Here is a 20,442-nt window from a genome sequence, read left to right as displayed (position 1 = left end):
ACAGAAAGTGAAAACCCGCCTCTAGGGCGGGTTGGGTGCTGCAGTCGTGAGCTAGCCCGCCAAATGAGGAATGGCGGTAATAATGCTTGGCTGGCAGCGCAATACGGTGGAAGTCATGGGCTGGAAATTAGCCCGAGCCTTGCTGGCAAGTCAATGGCCAATTTTGCCGAGTCACGTTAGGCTGGCGATTCTGCTCGTCACTTCAAGGAATGAACGCATGATGTCGATCGCCCTGCCCCTCACCGCACTCCTGGCTTTTAGCGGTTACACCGTTTCGGTCATGCTCCAGGCTGAACAGTCGTTGATCGACTTCGGCATCAGCCTGATGTCGCGGCCCGATACCGCTCAGGTGGTGATTGATCTGTATCTGCTGGCGACGCTGGCCGGAGTGTGGATGGTCAAGGATGCCCGGTCGCGTGGGCAGACGTTTTGGTCGGTGGTCCCTTATCTGCTGCTGACGGCGGTTTTTGTGTCGATCGGGCCGTTGTTGTATCTGGTGGTGCGTGGGGTTCGGGAGCGCAGGAAAGTGGTTGATACACCCCAGTTGAGCTGACCTGGATTATGGGTTGATGCTGAATCAGTCTTCGCGAGCAAGCCCCCTACCCCAGGTTTCGGCGCTTCCCCCCCTTTGTAGGAGCTGCGGCACGCTGCGATCTTTCGATCTTAAAAGATCGCAGCGTGCCGCAGCTCCTACAGTTTCACCGCAACAAATGCGGCGGTTTCGTAGGGCACCGTTATCACGTCTCTACCGCGCAGCGCTGGTTCTGCGGCGATCAAGGCGCGAATCTGCTCATCGACCTTCGCCCGCTGCGCCTCCGGCAGCGCGGCGATGAAGCTGGTGGAGCGCACGCGATTGACAATCACGTCTTCCGGCGAGCCGGTGTGTCCATGGTGAAACTGCTGCAATTGCAGCGGTCCGAAGGCTGGATGCGGAAATGCCGTGCGCCAGGCGCCGGTGTAATAGCGCGGCGTATCGCCTTCCAGCGCATTGACGATGGCGTCGAGCCTCGGCACCCAACTGACTTGGGCGTCGCGTAAATTCCAGATCAGTCCCAGCTTGCCGCCAGGCTTGAGCACCCGGGCGATTTCCGTCAGCGCCTCGGTGCTGGCAAACCAGTGAAAGGCCTGCGCGCAGAGCACCACGTCGACGGATGCGTCCGGCAGTGGCAAGTCCGTCGCCGTGCCACTGACCGCCAGTACCTGAGGCCAGGCTTCGGAGAGCTTTTCCAACATCTGTGCCACCGGTTCCACGGCAATTACTTGCGCCCCGGTCGCCACCAGCCGCCCGGTGAACTTGCCCGTGCCGGCGCCCAGATCTATCACTGTTTTATGCCCATCAAGGTTCAGCGTCGCAGCCAACCATTCAGTGACTTGCGGCGGATAATCCGGTCGTCCTTTGACGTAGGTGTCGGCAGCGGTCTTGTAGCCAGCGGCGGCTGAGTGATGGACCTGATCTTTCATGGCGATTCCCCTGGCGGCAAAGCTTCGGATCAACGGCGGACGCTGACGAGCATAGCGCTTGAATTTACGCCTGCCCTGAACAGTCACTGACAATGCAATGAATAAAAATTCACCCTGAGGTGTTCAAAGTCAGAGATAACCCTCTATGGAGCCTTGCCCATGACTATCCGTTCCGTTATGTTCGCCGCCCCGTTGCTGCTGGTCGCTGCAATGTCCAGCCATTTGGCGTTTGCCAATGGCGATGAAGACGAGCCGGTCAAGAAGCCCGAGTGCCCCAAAGGCCAGGTCTGGGACAGCAAAACCCAGAAGTGTGTGCTGCAAACCAGCCGCCTGCTGCCCGACGCTGACCGCACCGATTATGCCTACCGCCTCGCCAAGGACGGTCGCTACGAGGAAGCACTGGCGCTGCTCGACACCCTGCAACAACCGAACACCGCCAAGGCCCTCAATTATCGCGGTTATGCCACGCGCAAACTGGGGCGCACCGACGAAGGCATCGGCTATTACCTGCAATCGGTGAAACTCGATCCGCAGTACGCGCAAGTCCGTGAATACCTGGGCGAGGCTTATGTAATCAAGGGTCGCGTCGACCTTGCGCAGGAACAGTTGCAGCAGATCAAATCGATTTGCGGCACGTCTTGCGAGGAGTACCAGGACCTGGCTGAAGCCATCAACGATTCATCGAAAACCTGAGCATTTATAAAGGACAGCCATCATCGTCAGCGATCAGGCATTCAGAGCAGAACTCGGACAGCACCTGGCGCGACTGTGGCGCTACGGTTTGTTGCTGTCGCGCAATCGGCACGTGGCCGAAGATCTGGTGCAGGCGACGTGTGTGCGGGCGCTGGAGCGGTCGGCGCAATATGTCGCTGGCACGCGCATGGATCGCTGGTTGCTGAGCATTCTGCATTCGATCTGGCTCAATGAAGTGCGCGCCCGTCGCGTGCGTCAGGGCAGCGGTCAGGTCGATGCTGACGGGCAACTGGCGTTCGACGGTGAATACGCGGCGCAGACTCACGTCATGGCCGCGCAGGTGATCCGCCGGGTCGATGCGTTGCCGGAAACCCAGCGCGAGACGGTGTATCTGGCCTATGTCGAAGGCCTGTCGTATCGCGAAGTCGCCGAGATTCTGCAAGTGCCGATCGGCACGGTGATGAGTCGCCTGGCCACCGCCCGCCTGAAACTCGCCGAATACCCGCCGTTGCAAGCGGTGCCGAAGACCACCGGAGGAGACCGCTGATGATCACACCTTCGGATGAACAACTGGTGGCGTATCTGGATGACGAACTCGACCCGGATTATCGCCACCGGCTCGACGCCGCCATCGCCGAGGATCCGCTGCTCAACTTGCGCGTGCAGTGGCTGAGCCGCAGCAGCCTGCCGTACAAAAACGCCTACGACGAACTGGCACAACAGGCGCCGCTGGATCGCCTGCAAGCTCGGCTGGATGCCATCCCCTCACCTGAAACGCCGGGCTTGAGTCGGCGCTGGTTTATCGGTGCGGCGGCGGCAACCTTGGTCGCCGCTGGTGTACTGGCCGACCGTTTGCTGCTTGGCTGGCAGGCGCAGCAGGCACATGACTGGCGCGGTTTGGTCGGCGACTACATGGCGCTGTATGTGCCGCAGACCCTCGACCACTTGCCAACCGACGAAGCGGCACAGCGCGCACAGTTGCGCACGGTCGACGCCCGCCTCGGCCTGAATCTTTCACCGTCTGCATTGAAGCTGCCGGGCGCCGAATTCAAGCGCGCACAAATGCTTGAGTACGATGGCGTGCCCATTGCGCAGATCGTTTATCTGGATGCCAGGCATGGCCCGCTGGCATTATGCGTCACGCGTTCGAACAGCGGCGTTCAACCGTTGGCTCACGAGCGTCGACATGAAATGAACGTGGTGTTCTGGACCGAGCGTGAACATGCCTGGATGTTGATCGGTCGTGACAGCCACGCCGGGCTGGAAGAGAAAGCGAATTTGTTGAGAAGCCGTTTGGCTGCCTGAGAAAACCACCCCTATGCTGAAAAAGTGATTTTCCAAGGAGGATTCCACGATGTCTTTTTCATCCCGTACTGCATTGCTGGTCATCGACGTGCAAAACGACTTCGTCCCCGGCGGTCGACTGCCGGTGCCTGAGGGTGATCAGATCGTACCGCTGATCAACAAGCTTTCGCGCCAGTTCAAACAGGTGATCATCGCCCAGGACTGGCACCCGAAGGGGCACGCCTCTTTCGCTTCCAGCCACCCCGGCCGCCAACCCTACGATGTGATCCAGTTGCCATACGGCGAGCAGACGCTCTGGCCTGATCACTGCGTGCAAACAACCGGCGGTGCGGAGTTTCACTCGGGTCTGGACCTGCCCCACGCACAACTGATCATTCGCAAGGGCTGCAACCCGGACATCGACAGCTATTCGGCATTTCTCGAAGCTGATCGGCGCACCACCACCGGGCTGTCCGGCTATTTGAAAGAGCGCGGCATCGATACCGTTTATATGGCCGGGCTGGCACTGGATTTCTGCGTGATGTTTTCGGCGCTGGATGCGCGGGCGGCGGGGTTCAATGCCTTTGTGGTGCTGGATGCCTGCCGGGCGATTGATCTGGATGGATCACTGGCGGCAGCGATGGACCGGATGCAGGGAGCCGGCGTGCGCCTGATTCAATCCACCGCCCTGATCTGACTTACCTCGTCTGGGCTGGGCTGAAATGTAGGAGCTGCGGCACGCTACGATCTTTTGATCTTTAAAAACAAGATCAAAAGATCGCAGCCTCGTTTCACTCGACAGCTCCTACAGGGGTTTGAGGTTCAGGCAGGTGTGGGCAGCCACAGTCGGAAGCGGGCGCCACCTAACGGCGAGGATTCTACCGTCAGCGTTCCACCTTGGGCTTCCAGGGCCCGACGGCTGATGGCCAACCCCAGGCCGAAACCACCGGTGGCCCGGTCACGGCTGCGGTCCAGTCGATAGAACGGCTCGAAAATCCGCTCGCGCTCATCGTCGGGAATGCCGATGCCGTCGTCGTCCACCCAGATTTCACAACCGCCGGCATTGACCTGCACGCCAATCTGAATACGCCGTTCGCAATAGCGCATGGCATTGCGCAGCAGGTTCTGGATCGCCCGCGCAGTCAGGCGCGGATCGAGGGAAAAGCGTTCGAGCTGACCGTGCAGCAGCACGTCAATCACAATGTCCGGCGACTCCAGTTCTTCATCGACACTGCCCAGAATGCTGTCGATGAACTCATCCAGCGACACCTCAACCTGTTCCGGCAACTGCGCCGGATTCTGCAAGCGGCTGTAAGACAGCAGTTCCAGCACCAACTCATCCAGCTCGCGGATATGCGCGACCAGGCCCTGCAAGCGTTCGCGACTGGCGGCCGGCAAGTCGTCGGACAGCGCCAGCGCCAGGCCGAAGTCGAGGCGCGTCAATGGCGTGCGCAGTTCGTGGGAGACCGCGTTGAGCAGGTCGCGCTGCTGGTTGAGCAGGTTCTCGATGTCACCGGCCATGGTGTCGAAGACATTGGCCAGGCTGCCAATGTTTGAACTTGGGGCGATTTTCGTGCGTTCGCTCAAATGACCTTTACCGAAGCGTTCGGCAGTGCCTTTGAGGCGCTCCAGGTCACGCCAGTGCGGACGCAGCCACATCAACAGACAGGCGAGCAGCGTCGCGCCGATCAATACGTTGATGCTCCAGTACAACAGATTGACGTCCATCGGGTCGGGCGGCACGACCATTTGGACGACGGTGGTGTCGTCCAGCGGCGTTACCGCGAGCGTGCGCCAGCCCCAGTCGCCAATGCGCACCATGTTTTCGCCGCGCCGCAGTCGCTCGCGCTCGACGTCGGTAAAGTCAGCATCGTCGATGCGCGCCAGCACGATGTGCAGCGGCTGAAAGTCCTTGTCCATCGACGCCGCGAGGGCTGGCCACTGGTCCTCGGGCACTGCGCGAAACTGCTTGGTGATCAGCGATTGCAGGCCCCGGGAATAATCGAGGTTGTAGGTCACGAAGCGATCCCGGAACGCCATCACCACCAGATCCGGCACCAGATAGATCGCGGCGCTGTACGACACAATCGTCACCAGATACAGACGAAACAGGATGCGAAACATCAGCTCAGCATTCCCATTCGGAGCGGCTGAACAGATAGCCTTTGCCCCACACGGTCTTGATCTTGCGTGCTTCGCCGGCGTGGTCGTCGAACTTGCGCCGCAGCTTGGAAATCGCCACGTCCACCGAACGGTCGGTGCCGTTGAATTCGATGCCGCGCAGGCGTTGCAGAATCTGGTCGCGGCTCAGCACTTCGCCAGCGTGTCGTGCCAGCACCACCAGCAAGTTGTATTCACCGCTGGACAGTTCGACCGGCTGATCACGCCAGGTCACCGTGCGTTCGGACAGGTCGATGCACAGATTGCCCATGACGATGCGGTCATTCACGGTTAACGGTTCGCCGAGGCTGCTGCGGCGCAACAAGGTTCGCACCCGGGCCAGCAGCACGCGCGGCTCGCAGGGTTTGGTGACGTAATCGTCGGCGCCCATTTCCAGGCCCAGCACCTGGTCGTGGCTGTCATCCCGGGCGGTGAGCATCAGGATCGGCAGCGTCGCCGAGTCGGCGCGCAGCAAGCGGCAGACTTGCAGCCCGTCGAGACCGGGCAGCATCAAGTCGAGAATCACCAGATCCGGCGGACTGACCCGCGCCCGTTCACGCACATGGTCGCCACGGCCGATAACGCTGACGGAATAGCCGTTGCGTTCCAGGTAGCTGGAGATCAATTCGGCGAGGGCGGTGTCGTCTTCGACCAGGAGGATGTTGGGCATGGGTGATCCAGAAAGTGCTGTGGCGACCGATGAGGCCCATTCGCGAGCAGGCTCGCTCCCACACTTGGAATGCGATCCCTTGTGGGAGCGAGCCTGCTCGCGGAAGCTATCTATCTGTCGCAATAAATTTCAAGGGCTAAAGGATATACGCCCTCACCCGTCCCTGAGTAAAACCCTTACACAATTTCACACAGCGCCTACAAAACTTCACCGCTACTCTCGGCGACTGCCCGTAGGATGCGGGCATCAATATTGGGGGTAGTAAATGTCGAACAAACTGCTGGCCGGGCTCGGCCTGATTGCCATGGCGCTGACGCTGAGCGCCTGTGACTCTTCTTCGAACGCCGAAGAGCAGGCACCGCCAGCAACCGTGCGCATCGAGACCATCGAAACCCGCCCCCTGTCGATCAGCAGCGAACTCAGCGGCCGCATCGCCGCGCCGCGCATCGCCGAAGTGCGCGCCCGGGTTGCCGGTGTGGTGCTGCAACGCACTTATCGCGAAGGCAGCGACGTGAAAAAGGGCGACGTGCTGTTTCGCATCGACCCGGCACCCTTCAAGGCTGACCTGGACAGCGCCGAAGCGGCGCTGCGCAAGGCCGAAGCCAATGCGTTCCAGGCAAAACTGCAAGAACAGCGCTACGCCCAGTTGATCGACGACAAGGCCATCAGCGCTCAGGACTACGACAACGCCCGCGCCAATGCCCGGCAAACGGCGGCCGATGTCGCCGCCAACAAGGCCGCCGTGGAACGGGCGAAGCTGAATCTCGGTTACGCCACCGTCACCGCGCCGATTTCCGGGCGCATCGGCCGTGCGCTGGTCACCGAGGGTGCGCTGGTCGGGCAGAACGAAACCACACCGCTGGCACTGATTCAACAACTCAACCCGATTTACGCCGACCTCACCCAGTCGACCCGCGAGCTCAACGAACTGCGTCGTGCCTTCCGTTCCGGGCAGTTGCAGGAAGTCGGGCAGGATCAGGTCAAGGCCACGCTGATTCAGGATGACGGCAGTCTCTACCCGCTGCCGGGCAAATTGCTCTTCAGCGACATCACCGTCGACCCGGGCACCGGCCAGATCATTCTGCGCAGCGAGTTCCCCAATCCCGATCTCGACCTGTTGCCTGGCAGCTTCATCCGCGTGCGTCTGGAACAGGGCACGATCGCGCACGGCATCACCGTGCCGCAACGCGCCGTGCAACGTGACAGCGCTGGCGTCGCGCAGGTGCTGACCGTCGACGAGCAAATGCGTGTCGCCGAGCAGCCGGTGCAACTGGGCGCGGTGCAGAACAATCGCTGGATCGTCACCGGCGGCCTGAAACCGGGCGACCGTATTGTCATTGAAGGTCTGCAACACGCCCGCCCCGGCGAGAAAGTCCAGATCGACGACACCCCTCTTCCACTTGCCCAGACCTCTGGTCAGTAAGCAGGACGCTTTTATATGCCGCAGTTCTTTATCGATCGCCCGGTGTTTGCCTGGGTGGTCGCGCTGTTCATCCTCTTGGCCGGTGCGCTGGCCATCCCGCAATTGCCGGTGGCGCAATACCCCGACGTCGCGCCGCCACAGATCGAAATCTACGCCGTGTACCCCGGCGCTTCGGCGCAGACCGTCGATGAAAGCGTGGTCAGCCTGATCGAGGAAGAACTCAACGGCGCTGATCACCTGTTGTATTTCGAATCGCAAAGCAGCCTGGGCAGTGCGACGATCAAGGCCACTTTCCAGCCGGGCACCAACCCGGAACTGGCGCAGGTCGATGTGCAAAACCGTCTCAAGGTGGTCGAGTCGCGTCTGCCGCAAGCGGTGAACCAGCAGGGTTTGCAGGTGGAAAAAGTGTCCTCCGGTTTCCTCTTGCTGATCACCCTGACGTCCAGCGACGGCAAGCTCGACGATGTCGCGCTCAGCGATTATCTGGCGCGCAACGTGATGAACGAGATCAAGCGTCTCGACGGCGTCGGCAAGGCTCAGTTGTACGGTGCCGAGCGGGCCATGCGCATCTGGATTGACCCGCAGAAACTCATCGGTTTCAACCTGACCCCGGCTGACGTCAACGCCGCTATCGTGGCGCAGAACGCTCAGGTTTCGGCCGGCAGCATCGGCGACTTGCCGAGCCCGTCCAGCCAGGAAATCACCGCGACCATTCTGGTCAAGGGCCAGTTGTCGACGCCGGAAGAGTTCGCCGACATCGTGCTCAAGGCCAACTCCGACGGCTCCACCGTGCGCGTCGGTGATGTCGCGCGGGTCGAGATCGGCAGTCAGGAATATCAGTTCGGCACTCGCCTCAACGGCAAGCCGTCGACTGCGGTCGGCGTGCAGTTATCGCCGGGCGCCAACGCGCTGAACACCGCAACACTGGTGCGGGCGAAGATGGACGAACTGTCGCGCTATTTCCCGGCCGGCGTGGAATACAAGATCCCCTACGACACTTCACCCTTCGTGAAGGTCTCGATCACCAAAGTGGTTTACACCTTGGGCGAGGCGATGTTGCTGGTGTTTGCGGTGATGTTCCTGTTCCTGCAAAACGTGCGCTACACGCTGATCCCGACACTGGTAGTGCCCGTAGCGCTGATGGGCACCTTTGCGACCATGTTGGCGCTGGGCTTCTCGATCAACGTGCTGACCATGTTCGGCATGGTCCTGGCCATCGGTATTCTGGTGGACGACGCGATTGTCGTGGTGGAGAACGTCGAGCGGATCATGGCCACCGAGGGCCTGTCGCCCAAGGAAGCCACGCGCAAGGCAATGACACAGATCACTGGTGCGATCATCGGCATCACTCTGGTACTGGTGGCAGTGTTCATCCCGATGGCGTTCATGCAGGGCTCGGTCGGGGTGATTTACCAGCAGTTCTCGCTGTCGATGGCGACGTCGATTCTGTTCTCGGCCTTCCTCGCCCTGACCCTGACTCCGGCGTTGTGCGCAACGTTGCTCAAGCCGATCGGCAAGGGTGAGCATCACGAGAAATCCGGATTCTTCGGCTGGTTCAACCGCCGCTTCGAACAACTGACAAACCGTTATCAGGGCTGGGTCGGTTACGCGCTGAAACGCACCGGGCGTTACTTGCTGATCTATGGGGTGTTGCTGGTCGGCCTGGGCCTGTGCTTCATGCGTCTGCCCTCCTCGTTCCTGCCGGTGGAAGATCAGGGTTACACCATCACCGACATTCAACTGCCGCCCGGCGCGACCAAGAACCGCACGGTGCAAGTGGCCGAGCAGCTTGAAGCGCACAACGCTGGCGAGCCGGGTATCAGTGACAGTGTGGTGATTCTCGGCTTCAGTTTCTCTGGCAGCGGGCAGAACGCAGCCTTGGCGTTTTCCACGTTGAAGGATTGGTCGCAACGCAGCAGCGATGATTCGGCGAGCTCGATTGCCGACCGCGCCAACATCGCGCTCAGCCAGATAAAGGACGCCATGGCGTTCTCGGTCCTGCCGCCGCCGGTGGACGGCCTCGGTACGTCCAGCGGTTTCGAGTTCCGTTTGCAGGATCGCGGCGGTCTCGGCCATGCGACGTTGATGCAGGCGCGCAGCGAACTGCTCGCGGCAGCCGAGAAAAGCCCGGTGCTGATGAATGTGCGCGAAAGCGCGCTGGCCGAAGCGCCGCAGGTGCAGCTTGAAGTGGATCGCAAACAGGCGAATGCCTTGGGTGTGTCGTTTGCCGACATCGGCAATGTGCTGTCCACCGCCGTGGGGTCGGCGTACATCAACGATTTCCCCAATCAGGGACGCATGCAGCGTGTGGTGGTGCAAGCCGAAGGCGATCAGCGCAGTCAGGTCGATGACTTGCTGAAAATGCACGTGCGCAACAACGCCGGGAAAATGGTGCCGCTGTCAGCATTCGTCCAGGCCAAATGGATTCAAGGCCCGGCGCAATTGACCCGTTACAACGGCTATCCGGCGATTGCCATTTCCGGCGAGCCAAAGCCCGGCCACAGCACCGGTGAGGCCATGGCTGAAATCGAACGTCTTGTCGCGCAAGGTCCGAAAGGTCTCGGGCAGGAATGGACGGGGCTGTCGTTGCAGGAGCGTTTGTCCGGCAGTCAGGCACCCATTCTGCTCGGTCTGTCGTTGCTGATCGTGTTCCTGTGTCTGGCCGCGTTGTACGAGAGCTGGTCGATTCCGACGTCGGTGTTGCTGGTGGTGCCATTGGGTGTGCTCGGTGCGGTGCTCGCGGTGACGCTTCGCGGGATGCCAAACGATGTGTTCTTCAAGGTCGGGTTGATTACCATCATCGGACTGTCGGCGAAGAACGCGATCCTGATCATCGAGTTCGCCAAGAGCCTGTATGACGAAGGTCACGACCTGATCGATGCGACGCTGCAAGCCGCACGCCTGCGTTTGCGTCCGATCGTGATGACCTCGCTGGCCTTCATCCTCGGCGTAGTACCGCTGGCCATTGCCACGGGTGCCAGCTCGGCGAGCCAGCAAGCCATCGGCACCGGGGTAATCGGCGGGATGATCACCGCGACGCTGGCGGTGATCTTCGTCCCCGTCTTCTTCGTCGTCGTCATGAAACTCGTACAACGGTTTACCAAGCACCACTAACCCCCGTGGGAGCTGGCTTGCCAGCGATAGCGCTGGGTCAGCCAACATCAATGTTGACTGTGCCGCCGTCATCGCTGGCAAGCCAGCTCCCACATGGCTAAGGTGTCTGAATTACCCTGGCCCCTCGAGTCCCCATGCCCTTCCTCGCCCGCACCCACCCTCGCCTTTCCGCTGCCGCCCTGTTCGGCATTGCCACTGGCCTGCTGGCTCCCGCCGATTCCATCGTCAGCAAAATCCTCATCGGCTGGAACGCCGGCGTCTGGACTTATTTGATCCTGATGTTCTGGCTGACCGTGCGCGCCAAGGCCCCGGACGTCAAACGCATCGCCGAAGTCGAAGATGAAAACGCCGGGCTGGTGCTGTTCGTGGTGTGCATTGCCGCGCTGGCCAGTCTGGCCACCATTACCTTTGAGCTGGCCGGCAGCAAGGATCTGGAAACCACGCGCAAGCTCATGCACTACGGCTTTACCGCCCTGACGGTGATCGGCTCCTGGTTGTTGATTGGGGTGATTTTTTGCGTGCATTACGCGAGGTTGTATTACACCTGGAACGGCAAGGAACCGGCGTTGCGCTTTGCCGAAGGGCTGACCACTCCCAACTATTGGGACTTTCTGTACTTTTCGTTCACCATCGGCGTGGCGGTGCAGACGGCCGATGTCGGGGTGGCGACGCGGGACATGCGCAAGATCGTACTGGCGCAATCGTTGATAGGTTTTGTGTTTAACACCGCCATTCTGGGTTTTTCCATCAACATCGCCGCCGGACTCTTCGGCTGAGCGAACAAAAAAACGCCCCGGCATCTCTGCACGGGGCGTTTGTTGTTTCAGCGTCTCAGAAGAAGTAACTGACTCGCAAGCTGCCGCTCCAGTCCTGGCTGACAGTGTTGCCCTTGCTGCCGCCAACCTGACCGGAAACCTGCCAGTTGCGTTGCGCCGGTGTCCACTTCAGGCCTGCGCCATATTCGACCGCGCTGCTGGCGCGATCATCATTGAAGCTGTCGTCGTTGATTTTGATCCGGTTGGTTTTGACAAACTCATGGTTAGCTCCCAGTGACAGGCTCGGCTCCAGAAGACTGCCGTTTTCAAGAGCAATGACTCGTCCCCCCCTCACACCAGCATTGCCCTGGACCGAACGCATAGTGTCGGCCTCGACCTTGAGACCATTGTCCAGACGATAGCTTTCGCTCTGGGTCGCACCGGTCGACACCCGGACTTGAGGCTCGACAAACCAGTTGTCCTGCAGGCGAATGTGTTTGCCCACTGCCACCGAGCCGCTGGCGCCCAAAGCCTTGTAATCACCCTTGGTCCGGGTGCCGTCGCTCATGGTGACTTTGGCTTTGTTGTCGAACTGGTTGATCTTGGCCATGACGTTGACGAACACACCACTTTCAACATCGTACGTGCTGCCGTAAACACCGGCATTCAGACTGTCGACTGTCGCGCTGGAGCCGTATTTGAGGTCCATCTCGGTGCGGCTGGAGCCCACAAAACCACCGATCACCCAGGCACGACCGGCGATGTCCACCGTCGTATCGGCACCACCGGTGATGCCGCTCTGGTTCTGGATATAACCGTCGCCATAGGCATTCTTGACGTTGTACTGGTTGCCATAAGTGCGCACCCAGACACTGTTGCTCAGTTTTGTGGTGTCACTGTCACTGGCCGCGCGAAGCGAAGCATCCGGCCGAATGCTCAACCCACGATCACCGATCTGGTCGCTGAGCATATTCATTTCTGCGTTCAGTACACTACGGGCACTGCCGGCAAGGGCCAGGGCGGTGTTGGTCGAGGTGCTGACGGTTTCCTTGTCGGGGTTGAGGTACAGGCCCTGCCCGTCCTGCTTCAGTCGGTAAACGAATGTACCGGCATCCACCGTGTCTTTATTGGCCAGAGTAAAGGCGGCGTCGCCGGCGGCGATATTGCCGACCTTCACCGGTTCTGCGGTCACTGGCGTGCTGCCCGTGGCAGACACCAGCAATTGATGCTGACCGCTTGCAGACCCGGTCACGTTCAGGAAGTCAGTACTGCCTGTTCCCAGGTCGGTGCCCATCACAAACGTGCCGTTACCGGTGAGATTACCGACATTCAGCTGCTGGAACTGCTCGTTGGTGCCCATCTGCACGACACCGTTGTTCAGGTTCAGATGCTGAACTTCGTTGTCACCGGTCATGACCCATCGCGCAGCATTGTTGATGCTCAGGTTGCCCGAGTTGGTGATTTGGCCGGTGAGTACCGAACCATTGTCCAGCAACACACTCCCGTTGGCATCGCTGGTGACGTCACCGGTCAGCGTGCTGGAATTATTCAACGAAAGGACCGCGACATTATTGACGTTACCGTTGATGGCTGAGCCGTGGTCCACGCTGACGGAGGCCGCTGTTCCCGCGACGCCTTCTACGTTGCCGTTCAAGGTACTGCCGGCGTCGAACCTGGACTGGGTGACATTCCGCAGATTGCCGTTCAGCGTGGCTGCATTTTCCATGATGAGTGAAACCGTACTGCCGGTCTCGGCAAGCACATCGCCGGTCAGGGTACTGCCATTGACATTGAAGTTGGCGGTGGAGCGGTTGATCGCCTGCAACACCAAGCCATCGCCGCCGACCAGTTCGGAACTGCCGCTGACATTGATGTTGGCGACAGTCCCGGCGCTGCCCGAGGAACCCAATACGATTGCAGATCCGGTCCCGCCGGTCACGCGGGTGTTGTTGAGCGTTACGGTGCTGGCGTTGACACCGACCGTGTCGGTCACGATTTGCAGGCCGTCCTTCGCGCCGGTAATCGTGCTGGCGGTCGCTGAAAGTGTTGCGCCACCCAGTTGCACACCGTAACTGGTGGCCCCGGTGCCGACGACAGTGGAGTCGTTAAGGTTCAGCACGGCAAAACCTACCGCTTGCACGCCGCCGATCGCACCGGTGATGACACTTTTGCCAGTAACGGTGGCAGAGGATGATGCAGGGGTGTTGATGTTACGTCCCAGCAAAAGCCCGAAACTGTTGGTGCTGGTGATAGTCGAGTTGTCGATCGTTGCTGTGCTGTTGAGCAGTTGGATGGCTCCCCGGCCCGCTGCGCTAACGACCTTGGCGCCGGACATATTCAACGAAGAGGTGTTTGCATCAATACGCTGACTCTGGCCACCGTTGAAAACGACATTGGCACTCTGTGCACCGATGGTCAACGCTGTCGAATTGTCGATGGTCAGCGTCCCCCCTTGGGACACCACCCAGGCTTCTGGCGCCGGTGGATTGGTGACCACTTCACTCTCGCCTGGCAACAGGGTTCGACTGTAAGCCTGGGGCGCAACGATCAATGTCGCCGCCATCATCAATCTGATGGCGCTCGGGTGTCTGGAACGAAAAAAAATGGGCATGAATACTTCCTCAAATCTGCACAATTACTACTTCTGTTTTTTCGGCAGTGTTGCAAGCGCCCACCTAAAAAACGTCCGACAGACTAATAAGAAAACCGAATATTTTATGTAGGACTAATCCTTATATGCACAGCGATATATCCTTCCAGCGTGCAGGCATAATCCAAATTCTCCTGATGAGTGGTAAAAATCGCGAGAGAGACAATTGCCCCTCTCGCGATGCAAAACGACCACTCGATTTATCGCAAACCTAGACTGGCGCTGCTGTCAGGTCGCAATATTGGAAGCTGTTATTGATCGTATCCAAAGGTTTAATGACCGGCGTTGATGATTGCAGGCCACCTTGGGCTTCATATCAGTATTTCCCCCATGCAACTGCACCTCGCTTAGGCTGTGCGGCCTTGAAGTTTGCATCAGTACCCACACCAGCAACATCGGGCACGTTCGCCGCCGCAATGGTGTAAGGCGCCGAGGCCTTTGTACCGGCAATCAACGCAGTACCCGCGGCATTCGAGTGCGCTTCAAAATGTACCGTGATATTCGTGCCCGGCGGCAGCAGCAGATCTTTTCTGATTTGCAGTCCCAGAACATAAGCACTCGTAGGACTGATCATCGCGTAGCACTCGATAAAGTCGCGAAGAACAGGGTTACGGATTTTGATCGTAGGCTCCGGCAGAACGATCGGAATCCGATTGACTGTTACTGTTTGCGGCAAGGACTTGTTAACGTTCTTGCCTGTTCCGGTCTTCTCAATCGTGTAGCGAGCTGTATCGCTTGGCGGTGTCAACTTGGCCATTTCACTCGCAGGAATCGGAACTGAAAACTCTGATACAGCGACAAGCGGACTGAACTCCGCAAAAGCTATAGCGGAAGCCCCCAAGTAACACTTGACGGTATGCTCCGGTTCAAAATCCGGATCTGTAAGACCGTTGGTTACTTTGAATGTACCCTGCTTGTCGCGATCAGTAGCCTCCACCACGTTAGCAATATTGGAAACTCCCGTTACAACCGGTAATTGGAGATCTGGATTGTTCAGATCAGGAGGTGTTGGTGGTTTCAGACCCGCAATATCGAATGCCAGGCTAATGGTTGCAGTAGGTGAAATAGCATTACTCGGAATACCAGCTCGTTCTATTTCATAGTGAATCTCGGCATCCTTGGGCTCATCGGCACCGTTAAATATTTGATCAAGTGCAGCGTAGGTAAGATCGAAGCTCAAATTGGCGTTAGCCCATGGCTGTTTAGGCGTTTCAAAATGGTTGGTGACATCAAGGGGATCCTTAATGTACAAAAAGATTTGATCCCCCGGTACTGCGTGTTCGATAAATGCGTTTTCGACGATTGCCGCAATCCCGCCTTCAAAGTTTTCCCAATAGAGCGGTTCGCTGTAATTTGGATCGGTTTCAGGCACCAGCGGGGCTTTTTTGGCCAATGGCGGTTGCGGCAATGCCAATGTCAGAATGGGAGTAGAAACAGACTCCTCGCCCAGATTACCCAGCCAGTCATCCCAGCGATAAATTAGATTGACACGTCCATTCGCGAATTGAAGCAACTCGTTGCTGGGGATATCGAAGGTACCAGCAGCAGGGACCGCGCCGTTAAAGAGTTGAACTCTTTGTGAACCTAGTGTCGCGGAGCTCAACCAGACGGTCAGGTTGTCGTCAACACGACGCCCGAAATAAGTAACATTCACCGTGAAATTCATATTCGGATTAGCAGTTATCCAGGCCTGGTCAATATTGCGCAACGGGAGCGGGGTGCCGTTGACAAAAACAGGAGCTGGTGTCGGCCTGATTTTTTTGGGAGGGTTTTTTGTATTGACCGGCGCGAGCTGATCTACCGTAAATTCCAGAGTATTGGACTCTTCGTAGTTACCGCCCCCTCCTTTATAAAGCTCAATCTTGAGTTCCCAGACAGTCGGACCGGGTGAGGTAGCCTTTTCAGCCAACAAACTTGCATTCAACGGCAGTGGGATGGGGCTAGGCGGCCGATCGACAACCGGTACAAGGTCGATGGACATTGGGTAATCAGTCCAGGCCACTTCTCCTTTTTCACGGTATTTAACCTCAATACTGTCGTTATCCAATTCATCGAGTGTACGAGTGAAATTGATGGGCAAAATACCAGAATCCATTACAGCTTTTGCGATAAAACCACCCGTCAGTGTCTCAACTGCAATATCCGCAAAAGGCCCAATGTCAGATGAAACATTAACAGAAACTGCCCGTTGTTTTTTAGGTACAAATATAATTCCCACTATCGTCTCTCCTTGCGAGTTCAGGCCGAAAGGGCCAGGTTTACCAGGTGTAATTCGATCAACTTTCACCAATCCTTTTTCTGACTCAGCAATGATCCTGCCACCCCTGAACAATTGGCAGACGACGATAGCGGAATCATTGTCAATCAACGAACTGATGTGATTCTGGAACGGCACTACATAGTTGAAGCCATTTGTTATATCTGTAGCGTAAAGTGTTTTATCCCAGCGACCATAAGCTTCTGTCACTTCCGGACCACTTCCGTTAAGACTCCGATATCCCCTCCATTCAATCCACGCGACATCCAAGGGCTGAGCAATATTATTGAGAGGCCGAATTCGGAGCGTGCCACCACTTGTCAATGGAGGGTTCGTATTGTTATTCCAATATCCCCAGAGTGTTGCGTGCACCGCCAAGGGTTCCGGAAAGCTCAATAGCGCGGTGTGATCAATGGTCAGCATGCGCGGTGGCGACTCATCCGGATTACCGCCACCTCCCTTCCAGAACTTGTAATAAACTTGCGCCACACCGTCAGTTGCCATTTGTTGCGGCGTCAGGGTCACATAAACAAAAGGATCAATAATCCCCGCAGGATAGGTATGGTCAAAAATAGTCGTTTCTATTGAATTCTGAACCCAAAACACCATCAATTGGTCCTTGGGTCCGGTGTCATCCGGACGAGGAATAACGATACGAGTGCCCTTCAACAAAATATCTCTGGGGATATGTCCGTCCAGATCATTGTCATCAACACCTTCGACTGATAGTGGCGCGGCAAAAACACCGTTCGAGGGACTATTTTTGGAAATACCGACTGAACTCATGATTTCCATCCACCACTAAAAGTTAAGTTCCGCGTGTAAAAAAGCTTGTTGATCCGTTGAGCGAATTAGGCGCTTCCGTCCATCATTCGCCAACTGTCAGATCTGACAGGTGTCGCTACCGTCTGTCGGAAACGGCAGTTTGCTTTTCCTCTACCGGCCAGCTCTTCACTTGACGCAACCCAAGAAATTGTTGTTTCCTGAAACCGGTTTCAGACAATAAGAAGACTCAACCGTGAATGACTTCTCCTCCGCCCAGCGCAGCCGCGTGACCATGCTCGACGTCGCCGAACGCGCCGGTGTTTCCAAGGCCAGCGTCTCGCGTTTCATCGGCGATGACCGCGCCCTGCTCTCCGATGCCATTGCTCAGCGCATCGAGCAAGCCATCGCCGAACTCGGCTACCGTCCCAACCAGATGGCCCGAGGCTTGAAGCGAGGCCGCACGCGCCTGATCGGCATGCTGGTGGCCGATATCCGCAACCCTTATTCGATTGCCGTGATGCACGGGGTGGAAACCGCTTGCCGTGCGCACGGCTACAGCCTGGTGGTGTGCAACACCGACCGCGATGACGAGCAGGAGCGTCAGCACCTGGCGCTGCTGCGCTCGTACAACATCGAAGGCCTGATCGTGAATACCCTCGGCCATCACCGTGACGAATTGCACGAGTTGCGTCGCGAGATGCCGCTGGTACTGGTGGATCGCAAGGTCGACGGGCTCGACAGCGACATGGTCGGGCTGAACAACCCGCAAGCGGTGGAGATGGCCCTCGCGCACCTTGAGCAACGTGGTTATCGCGATGTACTGCTGGTATCCGAGCCGTTTGACGGCACCAGTTCGCGGATCGAGCGGGTCGGCAGTTTTCAGGCACAGGTTGCGCAGCGTTCCGGACTGACCGGGGCGGTGCTGGAAACGGGCGACGATCTGGCCATTCACCTGCAAACTTTTTTAAACACTCCGGCGCCGGGTCCGAAAGCGCTGTTTTGCGCCAACGGCGTGGCGGCGCTGGCGGCGACTCATGCCTTGCGCAAGATCGGTTCGCGGGTGTTTGAGGATGTCGGACTGATTGCTCTGGATGACCTGGATTGGTATCCGTTGGTGGGTAGCGGGATTACTGCGCTGGCTCAGCCGACGCAAGAGATTGGCGCGCGGGCGTTTGAGTGTCTGCTGAGGCGTTTGCGGGGGGGTGACGAGGCGGCGCGGGTGCTGGATTTTGCGCCGGTGCTGATTGAACGTGGGTCGACGCTCGGGAATTTGCGGTGACTGTAAGGGCCCTATCGCGAGCAGGCTCACTCCTACAATTGGAATACGTTCCCCTGTAGGAGCGAGCCTGCTCGCGATGAGGCCCTGAAGAAAAAAATTTGAACAAAAATGAAACCGGTTTCAGAGGTAAACAACAATGAATAAACCTGCCGTTTCCATCAGCCTGTCCAGCTACGGCGCCGAGCTTGTACGCCAGCGCGGACAAGACTTTTTTATCGATGTACTGGCCGCTGCCGGTGCTGATCGCATCGAGTGGCGCGAGGAATTGCTGACCCGGGAAAACCCCGCGCAATTGAGCGAAGCCGCCGCCGCGCAAGGTCTGCAAAGCATCTATTCGTCGCCGACCGAACTGTGGCTCGCCGGCCAGCCACGCGCCAATCCCGAACTGATCACCGCCCTGCAACACGCCGAGGCATTCGGTTCGAAGTGGCTGAAAGTCTCTCTTGGCTATTTCACCGACAACTGTGATCTGTCAGCCCTGAAACAACTGCTCGAGAGCAGTCCGGTGCAACTGCTGGTGGAAAACGACCAGACCTTGCAGGGCGGTCGAATCGAACCGTTTCAGCGCTTCTTCGCCGCAGTCGAACAGCACAACCTGCCGATCAGGATGACGTTCGACATCGGCAACTGGCAGTGGCAGGACCAGTCCGCCGCCAACGCCGCCCGCCTGCTCGGGCGCCATGTCGGCTATGTGCACTGCAAAGCTGTGGCCCGGCGTGCAGACGGCAAACTGATGGCGGTGCCGCCGGGCGTCAGCGACCTGCATCTGTGGGAACAACTGCTACGGCACATGGCCCAAGGCGTTATGCGTGCGGCCGAGTATCCGTTGCAGGCTGATGATCTGGTCGCGTTGACCCGTGAACACGTCGCCACCCTCGCCCGCCTCGGCCAATCCCGTCTGGAGCCTGCCCATGTCTGAGATCGATATTCTGTCGTTTGGCGAAACCATGGCGATGCTGGTGGCCGAGCAATGCGGTGATCTGGCGCGGGTCGAGCAATTTCACAAGCGCATTGCCGGTGCGGACAGCAACGTGGCGATCGGCCTTTCACGCCTGGGTTTCAATGTCGCGTGGCTGAGCCGAGTGGGTAACGATTCGCTCGGCCGTTTTGTCGTCGACACGTTGACCCACGAAGGTCTGGATTGCGCTCATGTCGAGGTCGACCACCAGCATCCGACCGGCTTCCAGTTCAAATCCCGTACCGACGATGGCAGCGATCCGCAGGTCGAGTATTTCCGGCGCGGTTCGGCGGCCAGTCGCCTGTCGCCGCAGTCGATCAGTGAAAGTCTGCTGAGTGCCCGGCATTTGCATGCCACCGGCATTCCACCGGCGCTTTCAGCCTCGGCGCGGGAGATGTCGCGGGAGCTGATGACCCGCATGCGCCATGCCGGGCGCAGCGTGTCGTTCGACCCTAATCTGCGCCCGAGCCTGTGGGCCAGCGAGCGCGACATGATCAGCGAGATCAACCGCCTCGCCGCCCTCGCCCACTGGGTTTTGCCGGGATTGAGCGAAGGTCGTTTGCTCACCGGTTTCGAGGACCCGGCGGACATCGCCGCGTTCTATCTCGATCAGGGCGCCGAAGCGGTGGCGATCAAGCTTGGCCCGCAGGGCGCCTATTACCGTACGCAGCTGGATCAGGGCTTTGTCGCCGGTGTGCCGGTGGCCAAAGTCGTCGATACGGTGGGCGCGGGTGACGGCTTTGCGGTGGGGATGATCAGTGCCCTGCTCGAACAGCAGAGTTTTGCCGAGGCGGTGCAGCGGGCGAACTGGATTGGCAGTCGGGCGGTGCAGAGTCGCGGGGATATGGAGGGGTTGCCGACCCGGGCCGACCTATTTGGCGAATTCGAAGAGACCAATCGCGAGCAGGCTCACTCCTACATTTGAAATGCGCTCCCCTGTAGGAGTGAGCCTGCTCGCGATGGGCCCTAAGCG

15 protein-coding genes and 1 pseudogene are annotated in these 20,442 nt (G+C 58.6%); 11 read left to right on the top strand and 5 right to left on the bottom strand.

Annotated features, from left to right (window positions below):
• The first annotated feature begins 217 nt into the window (after positions 1-217).
• Positions 218-553, top strand: coding sequence for a DUF2834 domain-containing protein (locus JFT86_RS20255; RefSeq protein WP_201238058.1), 336 nt, complete (start codon positions 218-220; stop codon positions 551-553).
• A 137-nt stretch (positions 554-690) separates the two neighbouring features.
• Here JFT86_RS20255 and JFT86_RS20250 read toward each other — a convergent pair whose 3' ends face one another.
• Positions 691-1,461 (bottom strand): class I SAM-dependent methyltransferase, encoded by a 771-nt coding sequence (locus tag JFT86_RS20250; RefSeq protein WP_201238057.1) that lies wholly within the window; start codon positions 1,459-1,461, stop codon positions 691-693.
• 159 nt (positions 1,462-1,620) lie between these two features.
• Between JFT86_RS20250 and JFT86_RS20245 the strand changes: the two genes are divergently transcribed.
• The 4 genes from JFT86_RS20245 to pncA are packed head-to-tail and all read left to right on the top strand — an operon-like array spanning position 1,621 to position 4,135.
• Positions 1,621-2,154, top strand: a complete 534-nt coding sequence (locus tag JFT86_RS20245) for a tetratricopeptide repeat protein (protein ID WP_201238056.1) — start codon at positions 1,621-1,623, stop codon at positions 2,152-2,154.
• A gap of 22 nt (positions 2,155-2,176) precedes the next feature.
• A complete protein-coding gene (locus tag JFT86_RS20240; RefSeq protein ID WP_201238626.1) occupies positions 2,177-2,701 on the top strand; it encodes a sigma-70 family RNA polymerase sigma factor in 525 nt (174 codons plus the stop codon).
• On the top strand, positions 2,701-3,459 hold the full coding sequence (locus JFT86_RS20235; RefSeq protein WP_201238055.1) for a transcriptional regulator: 759 nt from the start codon (positions 2,701-2,703) through the stop codon (positions 3,457-3,459). Before JFT86_RS20240 ends, JFT86_RS20235 begins: the two co-directional genes overlap by 1 nt.
• Before the next feature lie 49 nt (positions 3,460-3,508).
• Positions 3,509-4,135 carry a bifunctional nicotinamidase/pyrazinamidase gene (gene pncA / locus JFT86_RS20230; RefSeq protein WP_201238054.1) on the top strand — a complete coding sequence of 209 codons (627 nt, stop codon included), beginning with the start codon at positions 3,509-3,511 and terminating at the stop codon, positions 4,133-4,135.
• 125 nt (positions 4,136-4,260) lie between these two features.
• Here pncA and JFT86_RS20225 read toward each other — a convergent pair whose 3' ends face one another.
• Both JFT86_RS20225 and JFT86_RS20220 read right to left on the bottom strand, forming a co-directional pair.
• Entirely contained in the window at positions 4,261-5,562 is a 1,302-nt protein-coding gene (locus JFT86_RS20225) for an ATP-binding protein (protein WP_201238053.1), read from the bottom strand.
• A gap of 4 nt (positions 5,563-5,566) precedes the next feature.
• Positions 5,567-6,268 carry a response regulator transcription factor gene (locus tag JFT86_RS20220; RefSeq protein WP_103305035.1) on the bottom strand — a complete coding sequence of 234 codons (702 nt, stop codon included), beginning with the start codon at positions 6,266-6,268 and terminating at the stop codon, positions 5,567-5,569.
• Positions 6,269-6,533: 265 nt separating this feature from the next.
• On the opposite strand from JFT86_RS20220, the gene JFT86_RS20215 reads away from it, so the two are divergent.
• From JFT86_RS20215 to JFT86_RS20205, 3 genes are all read left to right on the top strand, one after another.
• A complete protein-coding gene (locus JFT86_RS20215) occupies positions 6,534-7,691 on the top strand; it encodes an efflux RND transporter periplasmic adaptor subunit (RefSeq protein WP_201238052.1) in 1,158 nt (385 codons plus the stop codon).
• Between the two features lie 15 nt (positions 7,692-7,706).
• The gene (locus JFT86_RS20210) at positions 7,707-10,805 is read left to right on the top strand and encodes an efflux RND transporter permease subunit (protein WP_201238051.1); all 3,099 of its coding nucleotides are present in this window, start codon (positions 7,707-7,709) and stop codon (positions 10,803-10,805) included.
• A gap of 134 nt (positions 10,806-10,939) precedes the next feature.
• Positions 10,940-11,581: a DUF1345 domain-containing protein gene (locus JFT86_RS20205; protein WP_201238050.1), complete on the top strand. Its 642-nt coding sequence runs from the start codon at positions 10,940-10,942 to the stop codon at positions 11,579-11,581.
• A 55-nt stretch (positions 11,582-11,636) separates the two neighbouring features.
• Here JFT86_RS20205 and JFT86_RS20200 read toward each other — a convergent pair whose 3' ends face one another.
• On the bottom strand, positions 11,637-14,171 hold the full coding sequence (locus JFT86_RS20200; RefSeq protein WP_242489497.1) for an autotransporter outer membrane beta-barrel domain-containing protein: 2,535 nt from the start codon (positions 14,169-14,171) through the stop codon (positions 11,637-11,639).
• 355 nt (positions 14,172-14,526) lie between these two features.
• Positions 14,527-17,253, bottom strand: a complete 2,727-nt coding sequence (locus JFT86_RS20195) for a hypothetical protein (protein ID WP_201233281.1) — start codon at positions 17,251-17,253, stop codon at positions 14,527-14,529.
• A gap of 232 nt (positions 17,254-17,485) precedes the next feature.
• Here JFT86_RS20195 and JFT86_RS20190 point away from each other — a divergent pair, with 232 nt between their 5' ends.
• From JFT86_RS20190 to JFT86_RS20180, 3 genes and pseudogenes are all read left to right on the top strand, one after another.
• Complete coding sequence (locus JFT86_RS20190) at positions 17,486-18,511, top strand: LacI family DNA-binding transcriptional regulator (protein ID WP_347340315.1); 1,026 nt, start codon at positions 17,486-17,488, stop codon at positions 18,509-18,511.
• A gap of 136 nt (positions 18,512-18,647) precedes the next feature.
• A complete protein-coding gene (locus JFT86_RS20185) occupies positions 18,648-19,430 on the top strand; it encodes a TIM barrel protein (protein ID WP_201238049.1) in 783 nt (260 codons plus the stop codon).
• Positions 19,423-20,437, top strand: a pseudogene (locus JFT86_RS20180) (sugar kinase); the annotation flags it as partial. The gene JFT86_RS20185 and the pseudogene JFT86_RS20180, both read left to right, overlap by 8 nt.
• Positions 20,438-20,442 lie beyond the last annotated feature (5 nt).

The organism is Pseudomonas sp. TH06 (genome assembly GCF_016651305.1).
Lineage (GTDB): Bacteria > Pseudomonadota > Gammaproteobacteria > Pseudomonadales > Pseudomonadaceae > Aquipseudomonas.
The sequence above is the reverse complement of the archived record's forward strand: the minus strand, read 5'-3'. Positions and strand labels throughout refer to the sequence as shown.